The sequence below is a fragment of the Otoolea muris genome (assembly GCF_943193115.1).
Lineage (GTDB): Bacteria > Bacillota > Clostridia > Lachnospirales > Lachnospiraceae > Otoolea > Otoolea muris.
Genome location: NZ_CALPCY010000002.1, coordinates 129915 through 151316 on the forward strand (window position 1 = coordinate 129915; position 21402 = coordinate 151316).

Genomic DNA, 21402 nt, shown 5'->3' on the forward strand with positions numbered 1-21402 from the left:
CTCCCTTTATTTACGCCAAATCCCGTCCTCTCCCACATAAAACGAGCTGATCATCGTATTCACCGCCATATGCCCTTCTCCGGGATAAAAATAATACCAGTTTCCGTCCGCCTCAGTCCAGCCCTCGCACATCTTCCCTGACGCGTCCAGGCGGTATCTCCTGTTATTATAGTCCAGCCACTGATTCCGGTACGCAGCGCCCAGCGCTCCATTCGGATCCGGGTTCAGAAAATACCATCCGTCCCCGGTCTGGAGCCACCCGGTGCGCATCGCGCCGCTCTCGTCCAGAAAATAGCGGTTCCCGTCCTTCTCCTGCCAGCCCGTCAGCATCCACCCGTCCTTATCAAACAGATACCACACATCGCCCACGAAAATCCAACTGTCCTTCGGAAAGCTGCCGTCCGGATAGCGGTACCACCAGCGTCCCTGTTCCTGAATCCACCCCACAGCCCCTGACGCCTGATTTCCGGCGCTGTTCTCATTATTATAATCAACCCGCCCCGAACCGTTTGACACAGATTCCTGGGCAATATAAAGCTCATCCGACTCGAGCCACTCGCTGTTTTTCGCATAATCCTTCGCAGAATCACTCGCCGGCACAGAACGGACCTTAAACCGGTACGTTCCCGCGCTCGTCATATACGGATAAAAATCAATCCTCGTCCCATTATATCCCTTTACCTTATAAACCTCATTCTTCCCCCTGTAAAGGCTTACATCATACGCAGAAACACCATCCGCCTTCTTCCACACCGCCAGCCCGAGCTGGCCGTCCTTCCAGTACGCATCGTCCGGGGCCTCATACTCCCCTTTCACCGGCTTCGTCTTCACTGTCACCACCAGCGACTCATACCCCTTCCGGGAAGCGGACACAAACGTCCCGCCCTTCACCGTCACATTACTGGCCTTATACGTCCCCGAAAACCCATACGCATCCGAATCCACCGCCTCCAGCGTAACCTTAAGACTATACGTCTTCCCGATCTCCGCCTCCTTTGACGAAGAGCTTACCCACTTCGCCTCTGTCGCGGCATACCGCTCATTCCCGGCCCTCACATTAAACCCGCTGTCCCTGCCCGCCTCCAAATCCGGCAAAGCCTCCCCCGGCTCCAAATCAAGATCAAGCTGGATCGTCACCTTACTGATCGACTTCCGGGAAGCCGCAAAAGATAAAAAAGTCCCGCCAACAACACAAAAAAGCAGCACAAACCATGTAACACTAATAATCGCCTTTCCCTTCCTCATCCTTTTGCCTCCCCGAAAAAGTATCTGCCTATTTAACAATCTAATTATAAAACGCCTCGCTACGACCGTCAACTTACGATATTCTTGAGAAATGCCATGAAATTGTAAGATAGTTGCCAAATATTAGCTATCAATTCGCATCTGCATTAAGAATCTGAAACAATTACAAAAAACCCCGCAAAAAACGATCTGCCAACCGTCTTTCACAGGGTTTTCTCTTACATTTTCTTTCAGGCTCTGTCATTCACAGACCTTACACAAGCTCCAGCAGAACCTCCATCGCGCCATCGCCCTTGCGCTGCCCGATCTTCACAATCCTCGTATATCCGCCATTCCGGTTCACATACTTCGGAGCGATCTCATCAAACAGCTTTGCCGGCAGATCAACCGATTTTGTATTCTTCTTTCGTCCCGCTCTCTGAACCGGAACCTCTGTCACAGGGTAGAGAACTCTCAGCATCTGCCTTCTGGCATGAAGTCTGGAAGGCTTATCCTTCTTGATCTCCTTCTCCACCTCATCATAGAGAGTAACCTTCTTGCCGTCAACGACTTCCTTTACTCTCTTGCCGTTCTCATCCTTGCGGGCAACCTTGGCCGTTACCTTTACTGTCTCGTAGTTGTCCTTTTCCCGTACGGCCATTGCAATTAATCCCTCTGCAATCTTGCGCACTTCCTTTGCTCTTGCCTCGGTTGTCACGATCTTGCCGTTATATAACAGACCTGTCACAAGGCTGCGCAGCATCGCTTTTCTCTGGTCAGATGTTCTGCCCAGCTTTCTATATCCTGCCATGATAATACTCCTCCATTCGTGGAACACCCGGCCATGCGCTTCGGGCTTACTGACCGGCTGCTGTTAATCCATTCGGGTTATAACTCACTGCCGATTTTATCGGCGGCGGGTAATTTATGAATCATCTTACAGTTCAGCCTTCCGGCTAAACTGCAACAAATGATGCACAGAAATTGTGCCTTCTGCACAATTTCGCGCTTGCTACCCTCGGGTTTTCTGTGACCTTCGCTCACAAAAAACACCTCGCAGAGTCGAAGACTGAACTGTTACTGAATCATACCTCTTCGCTGGGATTTAGCTGAAGGCCCAATTCCTTTAATTTTGCAAGCACCTCTTCGAGGGATTTCCGGCCTAAGTTTCTGACCTTCATCATATCCTCCGGCGTCCGGTTGCAGAGCTCTTCAACCGTATTGATGCCTGCGCGTTTTAAACAGTTGTATGAGCGCACGGATAATTCCAGCTCATCAATGTTCATCTCAAGCACTTTTTCCTTCTCGTTGTCTTCCTTTTCCACCATAACCTCAGCCGTTCTGGCATTTTCAGAAAGATCAATGAAGAGATTCAAATGCTCGCTCAGAACCTTTGCCGCCAGACTGACTGTCTCGTCCGGGGCAAGGGTTCCGTTCGTGTATACATCCAGGGTCAGCTTATCGTAATCCGTCACCTGACCCACACGCGTATTCTCTACTGTCATGTTGACGCGCTCCACCGGGGTATAGATGGAATCCACCGCAATCACGCCGATGGGAAGCTCATCGTTTTTATTCTTGTCCGCGCTGATATAGCCGCGGCCCTTTGTGATGGTAAGCTCCATATAGAACTTACTGTCCGTACCGCCGCTTAAGGTCGCAATCACCTGCTCCGGATTCATGATCTCAATATCCGAATCAGCCTGGATATCAGCGGCTGTTATCACGCCTTCACCCTCAAACTCAATGTAGGCCGTCTTCGGCTCATTGGTCTCGCTGCTGTTTCTAATGGCCAGACTCTTGATGTTCATTATAATCTCAGTCACATCCTCCTTCACGCCGGGGATGGAGCTGAATTCATGCAAAACGCCATCGATTTTCACTTGACTCACTGCTGCGCCGGGCAAAGATGAGAGCATAATTCTTCTTAAAGAATTTCCTAACGTAGTGCCATAGCCTCTTTCCAGCGGCTCCACTACAAACTTGCCGTATCGTTTGTCTTCCGTAATCTCAGCAATTTCTATTTTTGGTTTTTCAAAATCGAACACGATAGCCCCTCCTTTTAGGAACTTTGCCGGTTAGCGGCCACAGGCGCAGACGGCCTGTGGATGATAACCTTTCTTGAGGGTCTGCTGCACTTTCATATCATAACCAAAAGCAGATTTCAGGCAGCAAAGAAACCCTGCCGCCCCGTTTTTACATCAAACTGACTAAATCAGGCTCTTAATTATTTGGAGTACAGCTCGACGATAAGCACTTCATTTACAGGAACATCAATCTCGTCTCTGGTCGGCAGCTCTTTCACGGTGCCTCTTAAGTTCTCGGCGTCTGCCTCTAACCAGGCCGGCACCATCCTTCCGCCGGTCACTTCTAAAACATCTTTATATCTCTGTGAAGATTTATATTTCTCTTTGATCTCAATTACATCACCGGCCTTCACAAGGTAAGACGGAACGTTTACCGCCTTTCCGTTCACCAGGACATGCTTGTGATCCACAATCTGTCTGGCTTCCTTTCTTGTGCGGCCAAAGCCAAGCCTGAACAGCACGTTATCCAGTCTTGTCTCCAGAAGAATCATCAGGTTCGTACCAACCTGTCCCTTCATTCTGGATGCCTTAGCATAATAATTTCTAAACGGCTTCTCTAACACACCATAGATAAACTTTGCTTTCTGCTTCTCCCTCATCTGAAGGCCATACTCGCTGATTTTTCTGTTGGCTCTTTTTAACTCTCTTCTGGATTTCTTGTCGATTCCCAGATAAATCGGATCCAGGCCAAGAGATCTACATCTTTTAAGTACAGGAACTCTATCTACTGCCACTTTATTGCACCTCCTAAATTAGACTCTTCTGCGTTTTGGCGGACGGCATCCATTGTGCGGAACCGGAGTTACGTCGCGGATGCTGGTTACTTCAAGACCACATGCCTGAAGGGCGCGGATTGCTGCTTCACGGCCGGATCCCGGACCTTTTACCATAACGTCTACTGACTTTAAGCCATGGATAAGAGCTGCCTTCGTCGCAGTTTCCGCAGCCATCTGAGCTGCATATGGAGTAGATTTCCTTGAACCTCTAAATCCCAGACCGCCTGCACTCGCCCATGATAAAGCATTACCCTGTGTATCTGTTAAGGTAACGATTGTGTTATTAAAAGATGACTGGATGTGCGCCTGTCCGCGTTCAACGTTTTTCTTTACACGCTTTTTTGTCACTTTTTTACCAGTTGACACTTTTTTAGCCATTTTAAACTAACCTACTTTCTTCCTTAATACGAATCCTGTCACTGAAAATATAGTTCCATCAACCTGATTCTGACTTCATTACCTGTAATTTACTTCTTCTTGTTCGCTACTGTCTTTCTCGGACCCTTACGCGTTCTTGCGTTTGTCTTGGTCTTCTGGCCGCGGACCGGAAGGCTCTTTCTGTGACGGATTCCTCTGTAGCATCCGATCTCCTGGAGCCTCTTGATGTTCATGGCAATCTCTCTGCGCAGATCGCCTTCCACAACCTGAGAGTCAGCGATGATCGTGGAGATCTTCTTAACCTCTTCATCCGTCAGATCCTTAACGCGTGTGTCAGGATTCACGCCGGCTTCCGCAAGAATACGGTTTGAACTTGCCCTGCCAATACCGTAGATGTAAGTCAATCCGATCTCGACACGCTTTTCTCTTGGTAAATCAACACCTGAAATACGAGCCATGTGTGTAGTACACCTCCATTAGTTTTTTTTGCTTCGTTAATGATGTATTATCGCTTAAACTATTAAACAACTCATCCGAGTGGTTCATATAGAAAGCCGTGCGAAAATTGAGGCAGGCAAATCCTCATCAGCCCTGTCTTTGTTTGTGCTTCGGATTTTCACAGATTACTCTGATACTGCCTTTTCTTCTGATGATCTTGCATTTTTCGCAAATTTTTTTAACTGATGATCTAACCTTCACAGTAATTCTCCTTTCCGCAATCATCCGTCCTGTATCCGGACATGCAATACGCTTCACAGCCTGTTGCAGTCCGCTGTCCGGCCCTGCAGGTATGACAGGCAGCCGCCTCCAAAAAGGCGGATCTCGCCTGTTGCTTCAACAAAGTTCGCTAGTGCATTATAACACTTCCGATTCTATAATGCAAGCATTATTATTACTTATCTCTCCAAATAATCCTGCCCTTGGATAAATCGTAGGGAGACATCTCCATGGTAACCTTATCTCCCGGCAGGATCCGGATATAGTTCATGCGGAGCTTCCCGCTGATCGTGGCCAGTACGATATGGCCGTTCTCCAGCTCGACCTTAAACATGGCGTTGGGCAGCTTCTCGGCCACGATCCCCTCAATCTCAATTACATCTGCTTTGGACATACAACTCTACCTCCCTGGATTCGTTTCCTCTTTCATACAGCAGCGGATAAAATACCGGATCTGCTCATCCGTGACGGCCGCGCCGCCTGTCAGCGCTTCCATGATCGCCTCATCCCCGATCCGGGATATCTGGACATGCTTTTTTTTCTTGCGTTTCGGTTTTGCCGCGGTCCGGGTCCTGCCGTCCGCCAGATAAACATACTCCGCTTCTTCCCTTACTATGATAAATAAGCGTCCCCTGTCATGTCCGGCCAGGGACTTAACCAGGCGCCCTGCCTTATATTCTGCCATTCTACCACCTCAAAACAATGCTGTTAAGCGCAATCCGCAGGCCCCGCCCGCGGCGCGCGGCGGCTCAGGCATGCGTAAGAGACAGGATCTCCGGCCCGTCCCCGGTTATAAGAATCGTATTCTCGTAATGAGCCGACAGCGAACCGTCCCTTGTCACAACCGTCCATTCATTATCCAGCCATACCACTTCGTAACGCCCTGCATTGATCATCGGCTCAACCGCCAGCGTCATGCCGGGCTGGAGGCGGATCCCTTTTCTCCGCCTGGAGAAATTCGGGACCTCCGGATCCTCGTGCAGATGAGAACCAATCCCATGGCCGACCAGATCTCTCACCACGCCGTAGCCAAAGCTCTCCGCATATTTCTGGATTGCCGTGGAAATGTCATTAAGATGATTGCCGGGTTTTGCAAACTTAATCCCTTCGTAAAAACTTTGCTTTGTCACCTCAATGAGCTGTTCTGCCGCTTTGCTGATCTCGCCGATCCCGTGGGTCCTGGCCGCGTCGGAGTGATAGCCCTTATAGATCACCCCGGCGTCCAGGCTCACAATATCTCCCTCTTTTATATAATGCTTTTTATCCGGAATCCCATGGACGACCTCGTCGTTTACCGACACGCAGATCGAAGCCGGATAGCCGTTATAATTTTTAAAAGAGGGCTTACAGCCATAGCTGCGGATAATTTCCTCTCCCAGATGATCGATCTCCCAGGTCGTCATCCCGGGCCTAAGCTGTTTTCCCAGCTCCTCATGCGTTTTGGCGAGAATCTTTCCCGCCTCCCTCATCAGCTCAATCTCTCTGGGAGATTTAATTGATACTGCCATATTCCTATGCTCCCAGGATACCCGTGATGCTCTCAAACACAGCTTCCATAGCCTGCGTCCCGTCCACGGAGTGGAGAACGCCCTGGCCCTTGTAATACTCAATGAGAGGCTGCGTTTGGTCATGGTACACGGTCAGGCGCTTCTGCACCGTCTCCGGCTTATCGTCGTCGCGCAGAACCAGGCCGGATCCGCAGGCGTCGCATACCCCGTCCGCCTTCGGCGCAGCGTACTCCACATGATAAGTCGCGCCGCACTTTAAGCAGGCCCGGCGGCCGCCCATACGGTTTACGATATTCTCGTCCGGAACGTCCACATCGATCGCAAAATCAATGGCCTCTCCCATATCGGCCAGGGCCTTGTTAAGGCTCTCCGCCTGCGGGATCGTCCTCGGGAAGCCGTCCAGGACATAGCCGTTTTTGCAGTCCGCCTGATGGATGCGGTCGAGAAGCATGCCGATCGTCACCTCGTCCGGAACCAGAAGGCCCTGATCCATGTATTCCTTTGCCTTTAAGCCAAGCTCTGTGCCTTCTTTGATATTGGCCCGGAAGATGTCTCCTGTTGAAATGTGCGGAATTCCATACTTTTCCGCGATACGCTTTGCCTGTGTCCCCTTGCCTGCGCCCGGCGCTCCCAGCATAATAATCTTCATTATCTAACCTCCCCCTTATATAGTAAATTAGAAAAGAATCGCCTCTATGCAGGATCTGCCGTCTACGGGTAGCTCCTGCACAGTACAGCATTTCGCAGATACTCATACACTAAGCACCCGCTATTTGCGCCATTGCCGCGTTGGCTTCAATCGACGATGCCACCGCATCGCCTCATTCAGCCGCCTTGCACTGACACAAATATCAGGCGCTTAGTATACGAGTATCTACGAAACGCTGTACTGGAAAGCGAATCATTTTAATCATTCAAAAATCCTTTGTAATTACGAACCAGCATCTGTGATTCTACCGCCTTGATCGTCTCAAGCACAACTCCGACAATGATAATCAGGGAAGTGCCCCCAAACGACAACTGATTGACAGTAAATAAACCGGATATGATAATCGGAATCAGGCAGACCACGATCAGGCCGCACACGCCGATCAGCACAATATAGTTCAGAATATTGTTCAGATAATCAGAGGTCGGCCTGCCGGGACGGATACCCGGTATAAAGCCGCCGGATTTTTTCATATTATTGGCAACCTCAAGCGGATTAAAAGTGATAGATGTATAGAAATAGGCGAATACAATAATCAGCGCCACATATACCACCATACCGATCGAGTAAAACGGCATCTCCGGACGGAACCAGGAGTCAGAGCGCAGCACCATCAGGATCTTCGCTCCGATCGAGCTCGGATCCATCGGGAAAAAGCCTGCAATCACCACCGGGAAGGACATCAGGGACGAGGCAAAAATAACAGGGATAACGCCTGCTGTGTTTACCTTCAGCGGAATATTGGTGGACTGTCCGCCTACCATCTTCCTGCCCTGCATCTTCTTGGAATACTGAACGGGGATGCGCCTCTCGCCGTCCTGAAGAATAATCACAAATACAACCATTGCGAGAATCACGGCTATAATAATGATCGCGGATACAACCTGTACCGCTACAATCTTCCCGGACAGGAACCGCTCATAGAGCGTGATCATATCATTCGGCATGCTGGAAATAATATTAAACAGCAGAACAATGGATATGCCGTTTCCAACGCCGTGCTCCGTGATCCGCTCGCCTATCCACATCAGCATCGCGCTTCCGGCTGTCATCGTGGCTACTGCGACAATCACGCTCATCGCATTGAAATTGAGCAGAAGTCCCCTGCCGCCAAAGCCCACGGACATGGCCACAGACTGCATCAGGGCCAGCCCTACCGTCAGATAACGCGTATATTCCGCAATCTTTTTTCTTCCGTCCTCACCCTCGCGCTGCATCTCCTCCAGCTTCGGAATCGCAATCGTCAGAAGCTGCATAATAATGGAAGATGTGATGTAGGGCGTGATGCTCAATGCGAATACCGACATATTCGTAAGCGAACCGCCGGTAATCGTATTAATGAATCCAAAAGCATCGTTGGACTGTCTCTCAAACAGTTCTTTAAAAAATGTCGTTTGTACTCCGGGAATCGGCAGTTGTGATCCGATGCGGATCACAATCAGCATAAAGAAGGTATAGAGAAGCTTCTCCCTGATCTCCTTTATCTTAAATGCATTCTGGAGCGTTTTTAACATATCAGATCACCTCGCAGGTTCCGCCGGCAGCTTCGATTTTGGCCTTCGCGCCCTCGCTGACCGCGTCTGTCTTCACTGTCAGTCTCTTTGTCAGCTCGCCGTTGCCAAGAATCTTAACGCCGTCGCGCGGGTTTTTCACAATCCCTGCTTCCATTAAGGTTTCTACCGTTACTACTGTGTCGTTCTCAAATCTCTCTAAGGCGCTTACATTGATGCCAATGATGGTCTTAGAATTCCGGTTCTTGAAGCCTCTCTTCGGAATACGTCTGTATAAAGGCATCTGGCCGCCCTCAAACCCCGGTCTCGGAGCTCCGGAACGGGCTTTCTGTCCCTTATGGCCCTTACCGGCAGTCTTACCGTTGCCTGAACCGTGCCCACGCCCTCTTCTGAAGCTGTCGCTGTGCTTAGAACCTTCGGCAGGCCGTAAATTAGATAAATCCATGACTGCACCTCCTTACAAATCTTAGCTCTCTTCCACTTTTACCAAGTGCCTTACTCTCTGAATCATTCCCTTAACCGCATCGTTGTTCGGCAGCTCCACTGTCTTGCCCATCTTTCTAAGGCCAAGGGCCTCGACAGTCGCTTTCTGCTTCGGAACGGCGCCGATAGGAGATTTTACTAACGTGATTTTTAATTTCTCTGCCATGTCCTCTTCCTCCTATTAGCTCATGATTTCTTCTACCGATTTTCCGCGGAGTTTTGCAACCTCCTCAGGCATCTTGATCTCATTTAAGCCTGCAAGGGTCGCTAAAACAACGTTCGTCTTATTATTGGAACCTAAGGACTTTGTACGGATATTCTTATATCCCGCAAGCTCCAGCACCGCACGGGCCGGGCCGCCTGCGATGATACCGGTACCTTCCGGAGCTCTCTTAAGAAGCACATTGGCGCTTCCGAATTTGCCGTTAAAATCGTGCGGAATGCTGCTGTTGTCATCCAGCGGAACCGCCATCAGATTTCTCGCCGCAGCCTCTTTTCCCTTGCGGATCGCTTCCGGAACTTCAGCGGCTTTGCCCATACCTGCTCCAACGTGCCCGTTCTTATCGCCAACCACGACCAGCGCGGAGAATCTCATGGTACGTCCGCCCTTCACAGTCTTAGATACACGTTTGATTGCCACTACCTTGTCTTCTAATTCGAACTGGCTGGCATCAATTTTTGTACGTTTCATGTGTATGTTCTCCCTCCTACTAGAATTCCAGACCAGCTTCTCTGGCTGCGTCTGCCAATGCCTGAACCTTACCGTGATAAATAAATCCGCCTCTGTCAAAAACAACCGTCTTAATTCCCTTTTCCAGAGCCCTCTTTGCAATGACTGTTCCGACGTAAGCCGCCGCCGCCACATTGTCCGTCTTCTCAAGCTCAGCCTTTACAGCCTTCTCCGTCGTGGATGCAGCCGCTAACGTAACGCGGGCTGTGTCGTCGATAATCTGGGCATACATATGATTATTGCTTCTGAATACTGCTAAACGCGGTCTCTCAGATGTGCCGGAAAAACGATTACGTAATCTGGCGTGCTTTTTCTCGCGGACTTCGCTTCTTGACTTTTTGCTAATCATCTTCACACACTCCTTAATTATTTCTTACCAGTCTTACCGACTTTACGTCTGATAACCTCATCAGCATATTTAATGCCCTTGCCCTTATAAGGCTCAGGTCTTCTCTTATCCCGGATCTCAGCGGCGTACTGTCCGACCTTCTCCTTGCTGATTCCCTTAACGGTGATCTTGTTCTGGCCCTCCAGAACCGTCTCAATGCCCTCGGGATCCTCCATCTCAACCGGATGGGAGTAGCCTAAGTTCAGCGTGAGCTTCTTGCCCTGCTTGGAAGCCCTGTAACCGACGCCGTTTACTTCCAGAACCTTCTCATAACCCTCGGTAACGCCGTGAACCATGTTGTTAATCAATGTCCTGGTCAGGCCGTGTAAGGATTTCATCCTCTTTAAATCGTTCGGTCTTGAAACGACGATATGGCCGTCCTCTTCCTTGATTTCCATCTCCGGAGCCAGCGCTCTCTCAAGCGTTCCCTTCGGTCCTTTTACAGTCACTACATTATTTTCTGCGATTGTTACAGTTACTCCTGCCGGAATCGCAACTGGCATTCTTCCGATACGTGACATGCCTGTTCCCTCCTACTTAAATTCTCGGAGAAGCCGTCCGCGGCTTCTCTGTTTTCAGTTTTTACCAGACGAAGGCCAATACCTCTCCGCCTACGCCCAGCTCTCTGGCCGTTTTGTCTGTGATCACGCCCTGGTTTGTGGAAACAATCGCCACGCCTAAGCCGCCCAGAACCTTCGGCATCTCATCCTTATTCGCATACACGCGAAGACCCGGCTTGGAGATTCTCTTAAGCCCGGAAATGATCTTCTCATTCTTGTCCTTGCCATACTTTAACTCAATGCGAATCGTCTTAAAGCTGCCGTCCTCAACGATGTCATATTTCTTAATATATCCTTCTTTCAAAAGGATATCAGCGATTGCTAATTTCATTTTGGAAGACGGAATATCTACTGTATCATGTTTCCTAATATTTGCATTGCGGATTCTTGTCAGCATATCTGCAATCGGATCGCTCATAGTCATCTTGAGTTTGCCTCCTTTTCTTTTTATCAAGTTTCTGCAGCCACACCCAAAAGCATCGCTTTCCGGTGCAACAAAGGTCCATTCCGCACGCCAGATCTTACCAACTGGCCTTCTTTACGCCCGGGATTTCACCTTTATAGGCTAACTCACGGAAACAAATACGGCAGATGCCATATTTTCTTAAATACGCATGTGGACGGCCACAAATCCTGCAGCGGTTGTATTCTCTGGTGGAGAATTTTGCCGGACGCTGCTGTTTAATCTTCATCGAAGTCTTAGCCATTGATAAATCCTCCTATTATTTCGCGAACGGCATGTTGAACAGCGTCAGCAGTTCACGCGCCTCTTCATCAGTCTTTGCAGTGGTTACGAAGATGACATCCATGCCTCTCACCTTATCAACCTTATCGTACTCGATCTCCGGGAAGATAAGCTGCTCTTTGATACCAAGGGCATAGTTGCCTCTGCCGTCAAATGCATTCGGGTTTACACCGCGGAAGTCTCTTACACGCGGAAGCGCCAGGTTGATCAGGCGGTCTGCAAACTCATACATCTTCTCGCCGCGCAGCGTCACCTTACATCCGATTGCCATGCCCTCTCTGATCTTGAAGTTTGCAACGGATTTCTTAGCCTTTGTCAGAACTGCCTTCTGGCCTGTGATAATCTCCATATCCCTTACGGCAGAGTCCAGAACCTTAGCGTTCTCTTTCGCCTCGCCGACACCCATGTTGACAACAATCTTCTCAAGCTTCGGCACTTCCATAACGTTTTTATATCCGAATTTTTTAACCATAGCGTCTACGATCTCGCTACGGTATATCTCCTTTAATCTGGCCAACTCAAACGTTCCTCCTCTCCGTATTAATCAATCACCTTACCGGTTGCCCTTGCAACGCGGACCTTTTTGCCATCTCTTACCTCAAAGCCGACTTTCGTCGTCTTCCCGTCAACCATCAGCATTACGTTGGAAATATGGATCGGGCCCTCCTGGTGGATGATGCCGCCCTGCTGATTCACCGGAGAGGGTTTGGTATGCTTTGTGATCATGTTGCAGCCCTCTACGAGAACGGTGTTCTTCTTTAAATTAACGGAAAGAATCTTTCCGGATTTATCTTTGTCCTTGCCTGTAATAACCTTTACCAGGTCGCCTTTTTTAATTTTATGCACAGTCGCCACCTCCTACAGCACTTCCGGAGCCAGGGAAACAATCTTCATGAACTGTTTCTCACGCAGCTCTCTCGCCACCGGCCCAAAGATACGGGTTCCTCTCGGATTCTTGTCATCCTTGATGATAACAGCCGCGTTCTCGTCGAACTTAATATAGGAACCGTCCTTACGGCGCGCGCCCTTCACAGTGCGTACAACAACCGCCTTTACAACGTCGCCCTTCTTTACAACACCGCCTGGCGTTGCATCTTTAACGCTGGCAACAATAATATCGCCAATATTCGCATATCTTCTTGTAGAACCGCCCATCACGCGGATACAGAGTAATTCTTTAGCACCGGTATTGTCGGCAACCCTTAATCTGCTCTCCTGCTGAATCATGCCAATACTCCTTTCTGATTTCCGAAATTATCTGGCCTTCTCGATAATCTCGACAAGCCTCCATCTCTTATCCTTGGATAATGGCCTTGTCTCCATCACCTTTACGGTATCGCCGATACCACACTCGTTCTTCTCGTCGTGTGCTTTTAATTTATATGTCTTTTTAACAATCTTACCGATTAAAGGATGTTTTACATGGTTCTCGATAGCAACTACAATGGTCTTATCCATTTTATCGCTTACGACTTTACCAGTACGTGTCTTTCTAAGATTTCTTTCCACGGTAGATATCTCCTTTCCCTATGTTTTAGGAATCCAATCTATATTAAAATGATCCTTGCCAGTGAAACCGCTTCCGGACTACTCAGCCTTCTGTGTGATCACGGTCTGAATGCGGGCGATATTTCTGCGAACCTCTTTGATGCGGCTCGTATTATCAAGCTGGTTGGTTGCATTCTGAAATCTTAAGTTGAAAAGCTCTTTCTTAGCAGCTACTAATTCTTCATTCAATTCTGCAGCTGATTTTGCCTTTAAATCTTCTACATACTTATTAATTTTCACTGTTATCACCGCCTTCTAAATCTGCTTTAGACGCAATCTTACACTTGCAGGGAAGCTTGTGCATGGCAAGACGAAGCGCCTCTCTGGCCGTCTCCTCTGGTACACCTGCGATCTCGAATAACACGCGGCCCGGTTTTACAACCGCTACCCAGTATTCGAGAGAGCCTTTACCGGAACCCATACGAGTCTCAGCCGGCTTAGCGGTAACCGGCTTATCCGGGAAAATCTTGATCCATACTTTACCGCCACGTTTGATATAACGGGTCATGGCAACACGGGCTGCCTCTATCTGATTGGACTTAATCCAGCACGGCTCCGTAGCGACTAAACCAAATTCTCCATAGTTGATCATATTGCCTCTTGTGGCCTTGCCCGCCATGGAACCACGGAACTGTTTACGACGCTTTACTCTTTTCGGCATTAACATTATTTATCGCTCCCTTCCTTATTTCCCTTAGCAGGAAGTACCTCGCCCTTGTAGATCCAAACCTTAACGCCAGTCTTGCCGTAGGTTGTATCTGCCTCTGCGAAACCATAGTCAATATCTGCTCTTAATGTCTGAAGCGGGATTGTGCCCTCGCTGTAGAACTCGGTGCGGGCAATATCAGCGCCGCCGAGACGTCCGGATACGGATGCCTTAATGCCCTTGGCTCCGGCCTTCATGCTACGGCCCATAGCGGATTTCACGGCGCGGCGGAAGGACACGCGGTTCTCAAGCTGCTGCGCAATATTCTCTGCCACAAGCTGCGCGTCTCTGTCCGGACGCTTTACCTCTTTGATGTCCACAAACACCTTCCTGGCTGTCAGCTTCTGAATCTGCGCCTTTGTCTTCTCAATCTCAGCGCCGCCCTTGCCGATCACAACGCCGGGCTTTGCGGTGTAGATGATGATCTTTACTTTATCGGATGCGCGTTCGATCTCGATCTTGGAGATGCCTGCGCTGAATAATTTCTTCTTTAAAAATGTTCTGATCTTGTGATCCTCAACCAGGTTATCAGCAAAATCAGCTTCCGCATACCATCTGGAATCCCAATCCTTAATAACGCCGACTCTCAAGCCGTGTGGATTAACCTTCTGTCCCATATTTGCCTCCTTTATTTCTCATCAAGCACAACTGTGATGTGGCTCATTCTCTTCTCGATCCTGTAAGCTCTGCCCTGTGCTCTCGGTTTTACTCTCTTCATGGTCGGCCCTTTATTCGCATAGCACTCGGCTACGTAAAGGTTTTCCCTGTCCATCTGATTGTTGTTCTCAGCATTTGCGATGGCTGATTCGAGTAATTTTTTGATTAAAGTAGAAGCATATCTGGGATTGTAAGTTACAATACCGAGCGCTGTCTCAACATCCTTGCCTCTGATGGCGTCCAATACGAAACATGCTTTCTGAACAGATACTCTGGCGTAAGACAGCTTTGCTGACGGTCTCGTATCCTTCTGAGCATTTCTTTCTCTCTTAATCTGGGATCTATGTCCTTTAGCCATTGGTGAAACCCTCCTTTCAAAAGCCTAAAATTACTTACGGCCTGCCTTCTTCTCGTCTTTTCCATGGCCTCTGTAGGTTCTTGTGGCCACAAACTCGCCGAGCTTATGTCCAACCATGTCCTCCGTAATGTATACCGGAACGTGTTTTCTGCCATCATGAACTGCGATTGTATGTCCAACCATCTGCGGGAAGATTGTGGAACGGCGGGACCAGGTTTTGATAACCTGTTTCTGTCCTGCTGCGTTCATTGCATCCACCTTCTTTAAAAGGTGAGCGTCTGCAAACGGTCCTTTTTTTAATGAACGACCCATTGATATACCTCCTTAGATTACTGCTTACCGTTTCTTCTTCTTACGATCAACTTGTTCGACTGCTTATTCTTCTTTCTGGTCTTTAAGCCAAGAGCAGGTTTGCCCCAGGGCGTGCACGGACCCGGACGGCCGATACCGGTCTTTCCTTCGCCGCCGCCATGCGGATGGTCGTTCGGGTTCATAACCGAACCGCGGACCGTAGGACGGATACCCATGTGACGTTTTCTTCCTGCCTTACCGATGTTGATCAGGTTGTGATCGCCGTTTCCGACAACGCCAACGGTTGCACGGCAGATGATCGGAACCATTCTCATCTCGCCGGACGGTAATCTGAGGGTTGCATATTTTCCTTCTTTTGCCATTAACTGAGCGGTATTCCCTGCGGAACGCACGAGCTGACCGCCCTTGCCCGGATAGAGCTCAATATTGTGAATCTGCGCGCCGACCGGAATATCGGAAAGCGGAAGGCAGTTTCCAACCTTCGCCTCTGCCTGCGGGCCGCTCATAACCTTCATGCCAACCTGTAAACCGGCCGGGGCAAGGATATAAGCCTTCTCGCCGTCTGCATAGCAGATCAGGGCGATGTTCGCGCTTCTGTTCGGATCGTACTCAATTGCCTGTACGGTTGCCGGAATGCCGTCTTTTTTATTTCTCTTAAAATCAATGATTCTGTATTTTCTTCTGGAGCCGCCTCCGCGGTGCCTTACTGTGATTTTGCCCTGATTATTACGGCCGGCGTTCTTCTTTAAAGATACCACTAAGGATTTCTCTGGTGTCGTCTTCGTAATCTCAGAGAAATCAGAGCCGGTCATATGTCTCCTGGAAGGTGTATATGGGGTGTATGTTTTGATTCCCATGACTCTAACTCCTTTCGTCAACGCCTCCTGGCGTTTCTAAAAACGTTATCGCGGCATAGGGTTCGCCGCTGCTTCCTGCAATTTTGCCGCGGCCTACAGGCCCGCGAAAATCTCGATCTCCTTGCTGTCTGCCGTAAGCTGGACAATCGCCTTTTTGGTCTTCGCCGTTTTTCCGAAGGTCATGCCGCGTCTCTTGGTCTTGCCGTCCAGATTCATGGTATTAACCTTCTCAACCTTTGTTCCGGGGAACATCTTCTCAACCGCCTCTTTGATCATGGACTTGTTCGCTTCTGTGTGAACTAAAAAGGTATATTTCCTCTCGTTCATCGCGTTCATGCTCTTCTCGGTCACAACCGGCTTGAGGATTACGTCGTAGTACTGAATGTTTGCCATTATGCATACACCTCCTCGATAGAAGCCACAGCGGCCTTGGTCGCCACTACCGTGCTGTATTTTAAGATATCGTATACGTTGATGGTGCCCGCTGAAGCTGTCTTAACGGTCGGGATGTTTCTCGCGGATAATACGGTGTTCCTGCAACCCTCGTCCAGTACAACCAGCGCCTTGTCAATCTTTAAATTGTTCATGACAGACACGAATTTCTTTGTCTTGATCTCGTCAAAATTCATGGCGTCAACAACAATGAATTTATTCTCGTTCACTCTGCTCGTCAGGGCGGATTTTAATGCGGCCCTCTTTTCCTTCTTATTCAGACGGATGGTGTAGTCGCGCGGAGTCGGGGCAAATACCACGCCGCCGCCCTTCCACTGGGGCGCTCTCGTTGAACCCTGCCTTGCATGTCCGGTTCCTTTCTGTCTCCACGGTTTTCTTCCGCCGCCGGAAACTTCGGAACGTGTTTTTGCCTTCTGTGTTCCCTGACGCTTGTTGGCGAGCTGCGCCACAACAGCCATGTGAACCAGATGTTCGTTTACTTCTACACCGAATACGGCGTCATTTAACTCTAATGTGCCGACTTCGTTGCCTTCCATATTGAAAACAGATACGTTTGCCATCTGTATGTTCCTCCTTTCCTGTAAAAACCCTATTTGCCGGCCTTTACTGTCTCTTTGATTGTTACTAAGGATTTCTTAGGTCCGGGTACAGAGCCCTTGATGAGGATGAGGTTATTGTCAGCATCCACTCTCACAATCTGCAGATTCTGAACCGTAACTCTCTCATGCCCCATGTGGCCCGGCATTCCTTTACCCTTGAACACGCGTCCGGGTGTGGTAGCGGAACCGTTGGAACCCTGATGACGATGGAATTTGGAACCGTGTGTCATAGGTCCTCTGTGCTGGCCATGTCTCTTGATAGCGCCCTGAAAGCCCTTACCTTTAGAGATGGCAGTCGCATCAACCTTGTCGCCCGCAGCAAAGATATCCGCCTTGATCTCGTCCTTAACGGAATATTCCTCGGCGTTCTCAAGACAAAACTCTCTCACATATCTCTTGTACGAAACGCCCGCCTTGTCAAAATGTCCTTTTACCGGCTTGTTCACAAGCTTCTCTCTCTTGTCAACAAAACCAACCTGTACTGCTTTGTAGCCGTCATTCTCCTCTGTCTTAACCTGTGTCACCACACACGGTCCTGCCTGAAGGACGGTTACCGGAGTCAACACTCCATCTTCGTTGAAGATTTGAGTCATTCCGACTTTGGTAGCTAAAATCGCTTTCTTCATTTTTTGACCTCCTGTCTTTTTCTACAGCGGAACGCGCTTTGCACATGTGCTCCCCGCGCTCATCCTAGAACAGTCCAGAACCGAAAGCCGCCGGCTTTCTATGTCTATCTAAACCTTTTAGGATTTGCATGAATTATAAGCCGCTTTGGCTGCTTATTTCGCCTTCATCTTTACGTTGATGCAAACGCCAGCCGGCATCTCCAGTCTCTGCAATGCATCCACTGTCTTCTGGCTGGGGGCAATGATGTCAATGAGCCTCTTATGTGTTCTCTGCTCAAACTGCTCTCTCGAATCTTTATACTTATGAACTGCTCTTAAAATGGTCACTACCTCTTTCTTCGTCGGCAGCGGCACCGGCCCGCTCACTTTCGCTCCGTTTTTCTTTACCGTCTCAATGATCTTTGCAGCGGACTGGTCTACCAACTGGTGATCATAAGCCTTCAATGTGATTCTCATAACTTGACTTGCCATAAAAAAAGTCGCCTCCTTTTCGTACTACACGATAGAACTGCTCTCTGCAATCGTTCTACCGCCATAAATAAGCACGACAAGCGGTGACTGTACACATGTCCGTGTGTGTCCCTGCGGGATATACACGAAATCCCCTGGTTCGGGGGATATCCTTTGAAATTGTACAGTGACTTGTCGCCAGTTTCCTAACTTGACATTCGCTCCGCGGAAAACCTGTTTCTTCTATATAATATATAGGGAACAGCAACCTCACGCTTCATTGCTATCATGCCACAGCTTTGATAGCATATCACATTTTTGGGGGGATTGCAAGATGTTTTTGCATGTTTTTCTCAGGTTTTTCTCTGGTTTTATGATTTTTCGGATTTGGTGTTATTCATAGAATGTGCCGCGGGATAAAGGGATGGCGGCCCTCTCACAACTACTTTACCCAACAACCAAAAAAGCGAATCCGCATCAAAGCTTACGCCTTCTTTCTGCAAATTCGCTTTTCTTCTATAATCAATTACGGCTTACGGATGCCCTATTCGTCCCAGTAAACCGGCTCAACCGGTCCTCTGGCCAAGGATTTTCCATCGTTATCTTCCCCGTCCACCTGCGTAACCTGCCCGCTGGTATTGGTTTTATATTTGGTCCCGCTGGAGTCCTTTACACTTCCGGATTTCACGATCTTTCCGGATGTATTCACCAGATAAATCTTGCCTTCGATGTTGATCGCTTCATATTTCGTGCCGCTCTCGGCTTTCTGGAGCTTGCCCATATAGTACAGGTAAGTGTCTTTCACGCCGGTAAAACCGCGGCCCATTTTGTTTCCGGTTTCTGTGAAGTAGAACTGGCTCTTGGAGCCGTCGCCTTCTTCTACTGTGCCTTTCCCTTTGATGACAGAGCTGGTGGCTTTGTCCGGGCCGAAGTAGTAGCAGGCGTATTCGCCGGTGTTGCCTACCTGGAGCTTTCTTAAACCGTAAACGGGGTTTCCCTTTTCATTGAAGAGGTAGGTGATTCCGTTGATTTTCACTAAATCGCTTGTGGATGCTTCCTCGATGGGGGGGCCTACCTTCGGGGTGCCGTTACTGGAGAAATAGTAATATTCCACATCGCCGCCCAGATCCATGTTTAAGTCATTGTCCTCCGGAGGGGTGGTCGTGTACCAGCCGGTCTGTACGCTGCCGTTATCCTGGAAGAAACGGTAGTTTTCAAAGCTTCCGTCTCCCTTGTCGCCCATATCCACCCAGCCGGTATGCATCGCGCCGTTACCGTCAAAGCAGTAGTAAACGCCGTCAATCTTATAGAGCTTGTAGTCTCCGCTTGATATGCTCGGCGCATATTTCTTTCCGGAGCTTAAGAAATAGTACCAATGGCTGTCCTCGTCATCTCCGAACGGAACCACCTCATTGCTAAAGGAATCGTCGTCCGAATCCGGATCGCGCAGGAACATCCATCCGGTGCGCATCGCGCCGTCCTCGCCCAGGTAATATGTGTCGTCGTCCACCCAGCCCGTCTGCATAATGCCTTCGGAATCAAAGAAATAATATTTTCCGTCTATCTTGGACCATCCGTCTGTCACGGCTTTTCCGCTGTTGGAAAAATAATACCATACCAGATCGTTCTGCTCATCCCAGTTCGGATTCTTGACCGGCAGCTTCATCCACTTGTTGGTCACCATGATGCCGTTGTTGTCAACGTAATAATCGTCGTCCGCCCAGGCGTTTACAGCCATAATGCCCTGGCTGTTTAAGTATCTCCAAAGGTTGTCCGCCCCTTTTCTCCACTCATTTGTAATTTTATTACCATTCGCATCCGTGTAGACCCAGTCCGCGCCTGACTGCTGCCAGCCTTCCGCCGCATACGACGTATAAGTCATGGTTCCAAGCGCCAGCACAGCGGAAACAGCCAGCGCCGCGATTCGTTTCTTCCTCATATAGAGCCCTCCCTCATGTATGCAATAACCTATAGAACATTTTATCAAGGGAGTATTAAATGTTCAAGCAGAATAATCTTTCAATTTGATTACGATTTAATGCCAGTCCGAATTCCCTTGACTTTTCCCCTTAAAGCCTTCAAAATAAAGGTATTATCATTCAGAAAAAATCGGAGGAATACAAAATCATGTGGATAGCCGACGGCTGGAAAGACTATAAAGTAATTGACTGCTCCAAAGGCGAAAAGCTGGAGAGATGGGGGGACTATACCCTGGTCCGCCCGGATCCCCAGGTTATCTGGGACACGCCCAGGAAGCACCGGGGCTGGAAACGGATGAACGCCCACTATCACAGGAGCCCGCGCGGCGGCGGCGAGTGGGAATTCTTTGATCTGCCGCAGCAGTGGTCAATCCGCTACAAAGAACTCACCTTTCATTTAAAACCGTTCAGCTTCAAGCACACCGGGCTGTTTCCGGAACAGGCTGCGAACTGGGACTGGTTTGGGGAGCGCATCCGCACAGCCGGGCGGCCGATCCGGGTACTGAATCTCTTTGCCTACACGGGCGGGGCCACTCTGGCCGCTGCCAAAGCCGGGGCTGCTGTGACCCATGTGGACGCCTCAAAGGGCATGGTTTCCTGGGCAAAAGAAAACGCCCGCTCGTCCGGACTTTCGGACGCCCCCATCCGCTGGATCGTGGATGACTGCGTGAAGTTCGTCGAGCGGGAAATACGCCGCGGAAACCATTATGACGGTATCATTATGGATCCGCCGTCTTATGGGCGGGGACCAAAGGGCGAGGTATGGAAGATTGAAGATTCCATCCACCCCTTTGTCAGGCTGTGCGCACAGCTTTTATCCGATCAGCCCCTGTTCCTCCTGATCAATTCCTATACCACGGGACTCGCGCCTTCTGTGCTGACCTACATGCTCTCTGTGGAGCTGATGCCAAAGCACAGGGGACATGTGTGCTCCGGCGAGCTGGGACTGCCGGTTGAGGAGAGCGGCCTTATCCTGCCCTGCGGCGCGTCCGGGCGCTGGGAATGCCGCTGATATTCCTGCGCGGCATAACCCGGATCCGG

Annotated in this window: 35 protein-coding genes; 1 reads left to right on the forward strand and 34 read right to left on the reverse strand. The window is 49.4% G+C overall.

The window, feature by feature from the left end:
* Window positions 1-6: 6 nt before the first annotated feature.
* The 34 genes from NFS31_RS02385 to NFS31_RS02550 all read right to left on the reverse strand — a co-directional run bounded on the left by NFS31_RS02385 (window position 7) and on the right by NFS31_RS02550 (window position 20321).
* Window positions 7-1245, reverse strand: coding sequence for an N-acetylmuramoyl-L-alanine amidase family protein (locus NFS31_RS02385; RefSeq protein ID WP_251491210.1), 1239 nt, complete (start codon window positions 1243-1245; stop codon window positions 7-9).
* A gap of 253 nt (window positions 1246-1498) precedes the next feature.
* A complete protein-coding gene (locus NFS31_RS02390; RefSeq protein ID WP_251491212.1) occupies window positions 1499-2035 on the reverse strand; it encodes a bL17 family ribosomal protein in 537 nt (178 codons plus the stop codon).
* Window positions 2036-2309: 274 nt separating this feature from the next.
* Window positions 2310-3272: a DNA-directed RNA polymerase subunit alpha gene (locus NFS31_RS02395; protein ID WP_160225744.1), complete on the reverse strand. Its 963-nt coding sequence runs from the start codon at window positions 3270-3272 to the stop codon at window positions 2310-2312.
* Window positions 3273-3451: 179 nt separating this feature from the next.
* Complete coding sequence (gene rpsD / locus NFS31_RS02400; RefSeq protein ID WP_160225745.1) at window positions 3452-4045, reverse strand: 30S ribosomal protein S4; 594 nt, start codon at window positions 4043-4045, stop codon at window positions 3452-3454.
* A gap of 18 nt (window positions 4046-4063) precedes the next feature.
* Window positions 4064-4465 carry a 30S ribosomal protein S11 gene (rpsK, locus tag NFS31_RS02405; RefSeq protein WP_160225746.1) on the reverse strand — a complete coding sequence of 134 codons (402 nt, stop codon included), beginning with the start codon at window positions 4463-4465 and terminating at the stop codon, window positions 4064-4066.
* A gap of 89 nt (window positions 4466-4554) precedes the next feature.
* Window positions 4555-4923 (reverse strand): 30S ribosomal protein S13, encoded by a 369-nt coding sequence (gene rpsM, locus NFS31_RS02410; RefSeq protein ID WP_160225747.1) that lies wholly within the window; start codon window positions 4921-4923, stop codon window positions 4555-4557.
* Window positions 4924-5050: 127 nt separating this feature from the next.
* Entirely contained in the window at window positions 5051-5164 is a 114-nt protein-coding gene (rpmJ, locus tag NFS31_RS02415; RefSeq protein ID WP_160225748.1) for a 50S ribosomal protein L36, read from the reverse strand.
* A gap of 193 nt (window positions 5165-5357) precedes the next feature.
* Window positions 5358-5576 (reverse strand): translation initiation factor IF-1, encoded by a 219-nt coding sequence (gene infA / locus NFS31_RS02420; RefSeq protein ID WP_160225749.1) that lies wholly within the window; start codon window positions 5574-5576, stop codon window positions 5358-5360.
* Between the two features lie 6 nt (window positions 5577-5582).
* Window positions 5583-5867, reverse strand: coding sequence for a KOW domain-containing RNA-binding protein (locus tag NFS31_RS02425; RefSeq protein ID WP_251491214.1), 285 nt, complete (start codon window positions 5865-5867; stop codon window positions 5583-5585).
* 64 nt (window positions 5868-5931) lie between these two features.
* A complete protein-coding gene (gene map / locus NFS31_RS02430; RefSeq protein WP_251491216.1) occupies window positions 5932-6690 on the reverse strand; it encodes a type I methionyl aminopeptidase in 759 nt (252 codons plus the stop codon).
* Window positions 6691-6694: 4 nt separating this feature from the next.
* On the reverse strand, window positions 6695-7339 hold the full coding sequence (locus tag NFS31_RS02435; protein ID WP_251491218.1) for an adenylate kinase: 645 nt from the start codon (window positions 7337-7339) through the stop codon (window positions 6695-6697).
* Between the two features lie 257 nt (window positions 7340-7596).
* The gene (gene secY, locus NFS31_RS02440) at window positions 7597-8913 is read right to left on the reverse strand and encodes a preprotein translocase subunit SecY (protein WP_251491220.1); all 1317 of its coding nucleotides are present in this window, start codon (window positions 8911-8913) and stop codon (window positions 7597-7599) included.
* A gap of 1 nt (window position 8914) precedes the next feature.
* Window positions 8915-9355 carry a 50S ribosomal protein L15 gene (gene rplO / locus NFS31_RS02445; protein ID WP_160225754.1) on the reverse strand — a complete coding sequence of 147 codons (441 nt, stop codon included), beginning with the start codon at window positions 9353-9355 and terminating at the stop codon, window positions 8915-8917.
* 21 nt (window positions 9356-9376) lie between these two features.
* Window positions 9377-9559 (reverse strand): 50S ribosomal protein L30, encoded by a 183-nt coding sequence (gene rpmD, locus NFS31_RS02450; protein WP_160225755.1) that lies wholly within the window; start codon window positions 9557-9559, stop codon window positions 9377-9379.
* A gap of 15 nt (window positions 9560-9574) precedes the next feature.
* Window positions 9575-10084 carry a 30S ribosomal protein S5 gene (gene rpsE, locus NFS31_RS02455; RefSeq protein ID WP_251491222.1) on the reverse strand — a complete coding sequence of 170 codons (510 nt, stop codon included), beginning with the start codon at window positions 10082-10084 and terminating at the stop codon, window positions 9575-9577.
* Between the two features lie 19 nt (window positions 10085-10103).
* Window positions 10104-10472 carry a 50S ribosomal protein L18 gene (gene rplR, locus NFS31_RS02460; RefSeq protein ID WP_160225757.1) on the reverse strand — a complete coding sequence of 123 codons (369 nt, stop codon included), beginning with the start codon at window positions 10470-10472 and terminating at the stop codon, window positions 10104-10106.
* A gap of 17 nt (window positions 10473-10489) precedes the next feature.
* Window positions 10490-11032 carry a 50S ribosomal protein L6 gene (gene rplF, locus NFS31_RS02465; protein WP_251491224.1) on the reverse strand — a complete coding sequence of 181 codons (543 nt, stop codon included), beginning with the start codon at window positions 11030-11032 and terminating at the stop codon, window positions 10490-10492.
* 61 nt (window positions 11033-11093) lie between these two features.
* Window positions 11094-11495 carry a 30S ribosomal protein S8 gene (gene rpsH / locus NFS31_RS02470; RefSeq protein WP_251491227.1) on the reverse strand — a complete coding sequence of 134 codons (402 nt, stop codon included), beginning with the start codon at window positions 11493-11495 and terminating at the stop codon, window positions 11094-11096.
* 97 nt (window positions 11496-11592) lie between these two features.
* Window positions 11593-11778 carry a type Z 30S ribosomal protein S14 gene (locus tag NFS31_RS02475; RefSeq protein WP_008396318.1) on the reverse strand — a complete coding sequence of 62 codons (186 nt, stop codon included), beginning with the start codon at window positions 11776-11778 and terminating at the stop codon, window positions 11593-11595.
* Between the two features lie 15 nt (window positions 11779-11793).
* The gene (gene rplE / locus NFS31_RS02480) at window positions 11794-12333 is read right to left on the reverse strand and encodes a 50S ribosomal protein L5 (RefSeq protein ID WP_160225760.1); all 540 of its coding nucleotides are present in this window, start codon (window positions 12331-12333) and stop codon (window positions 11794-11796) included.
* A gap of 23 nt (window positions 12334-12356) precedes the next feature.
* The gene (gene rplX, locus NFS31_RS02485) at window positions 12357-12662 is read right to left on the reverse strand and encodes a 50S ribosomal protein L24 (protein WP_251491229.1); all 306 of its coding nucleotides are present in this window, start codon (window positions 12660-12662) and stop codon (window positions 12357-12359) included.
* Between the two features lie 12 nt (window positions 12663-12674).
* On the reverse strand, window positions 12675-13043 hold the full coding sequence (gene rplN, locus NFS31_RS02490) for a 50S ribosomal protein L14 (protein ID WP_160225762.1): 369 nt from the start codon (window positions 13041-13043) through the stop codon (window positions 12675-12677).
* Between the two features lie 27 nt (window positions 13044-13070).
* Complete coding sequence (gene rpsQ / locus NFS31_RS02495; protein ID WP_160225763.1) at window positions 13071-13325, reverse strand: 30S ribosomal protein S17; 255 nt, start codon at window positions 13323-13325, stop codon at window positions 13071-13073.
* Window positions 13326-13403: 78 nt separating this feature from the next.
* Window positions 13404-13604 (reverse strand): 50S ribosomal protein L29, encoded by a 201-nt coding sequence (gene rpmC / locus NFS31_RS02500; protein WP_251491231.1) that lies wholly within the window; start codon window positions 13602-13604, stop codon window positions 13404-13406.
* Window positions 13594-14031 (reverse strand): 50S ribosomal protein L16, encoded by a 438-nt coding sequence (gene rplP, locus NFS31_RS02505; protein ID WP_251491234.1) that lies wholly within the window; start codon window positions 14029-14031, stop codon window positions 13594-13596. The genes rpmC and rplP overlap by 11 nt, the downstream gene beginning before the upstream one ends.
* A complete protein-coding gene (gene rpsC / locus NFS31_RS02510; protein ID WP_251491237.1) occupies window positions 14031-14687 on the reverse strand; it encodes a 30S ribosomal protein S3 in 657 nt (218 codons plus the stop codon). Before rpsC ends, rplP begins: the two co-directional genes overlap by 1 nt.
* An 11-nt stretch (window positions 14688-14698) precedes the next feature.
* A complete protein-coding gene (gene rplV, locus NFS31_RS02515) occupies window positions 14699-15085 on the reverse strand; it encodes a 50S ribosomal protein L22 (protein ID WP_251491240.1) in 387 nt (128 codons plus the stop codon).
* 30 nt (window positions 15086-15115) lie between these two features.
* Window positions 15116-15397, reverse strand: a complete 282-nt coding sequence (gene rpsS / locus NFS31_RS02520; RefSeq protein ID WP_160225768.1) for a 30S ribosomal protein S19 — start codon at window positions 15395-15397, stop codon at window positions 15116-15118.
* A gap of 17 nt (window positions 15398-15414) precedes the next feature.
* Window positions 15415-16254, reverse strand: a complete 840-nt coding sequence (rplB, locus tag NFS31_RS02525; protein ID WP_251491242.1) for a 50S ribosomal protein L2 — start codon at window positions 16252-16254, stop codon at window positions 15415-15417.
* Window positions 16255-16347: 93 nt separating this feature from the next.
* Window positions 16348-16647: a 50S ribosomal protein L23 gene (rplW, locus tag NFS31_RS02530; protein WP_160225770.1), complete on the reverse strand. Its 300-nt coding sequence runs from the start codon at window positions 16645-16647 to the stop codon at window positions 16348-16350.
* Window positions 16647-17267 carry a 50S ribosomal protein L4 gene (rplD, locus tag NFS31_RS02535; RefSeq protein WP_160225771.1) on the reverse strand — a complete coding sequence of 207 codons (621 nt, stop codon included), beginning with the start codon at window positions 17265-17267 and terminating at the stop codon, window positions 16647-16649. The genes rplW and rplD overlap by 1 nt, the downstream gene beginning before the upstream one ends.
* Window positions 17268-17296: 29 nt before the next feature.
* Complete coding sequence (gene rplC / locus NFS31_RS02540) at window positions 17297-17932, reverse strand: 50S ribosomal protein L3 (protein ID WP_251491244.1); 636 nt, start codon at window positions 17930-17932, stop codon at window positions 17297-17299.
* A 153-nt stretch (window positions 17933-18085) separates the two neighbouring features.
* Complete coding sequence (gene rpsJ / locus NFS31_RS02545; RefSeq protein ID WP_251491246.1) at window positions 18086-18403, reverse strand: 30S ribosomal protein S10; 318 nt, start codon at window positions 18401-18403, stop codon at window positions 18086-18088.
* A 523-nt stretch (window positions 18404-18926) separates the two neighbouring features.
* Window positions 18927-20321, reverse strand: a complete 1395-nt coding sequence (locus NFS31_RS02550; protein WP_251491248.1) for a PspC-like choline-binding domain-containing protein — start codon at window positions 20319-20321, stop codon at window positions 18927-18929.
* Between the two features lie 188 nt (window positions 20322-20509).
* Here NFS31_RS02550 and NFS31_RS02555 point away from each other — a divergent pair, with 188 nt between their 5' ends.
* A complete protein-coding gene (locus NFS31_RS02555) occupies window positions 20510-21373 on the forward strand; it encodes a class I SAM-dependent methyltransferase (RefSeq protein WP_251491250.1) in 864 nt (287 codons plus the stop codon).
* Window positions 21374-21402 lie beyond the last annotated feature (29 nt).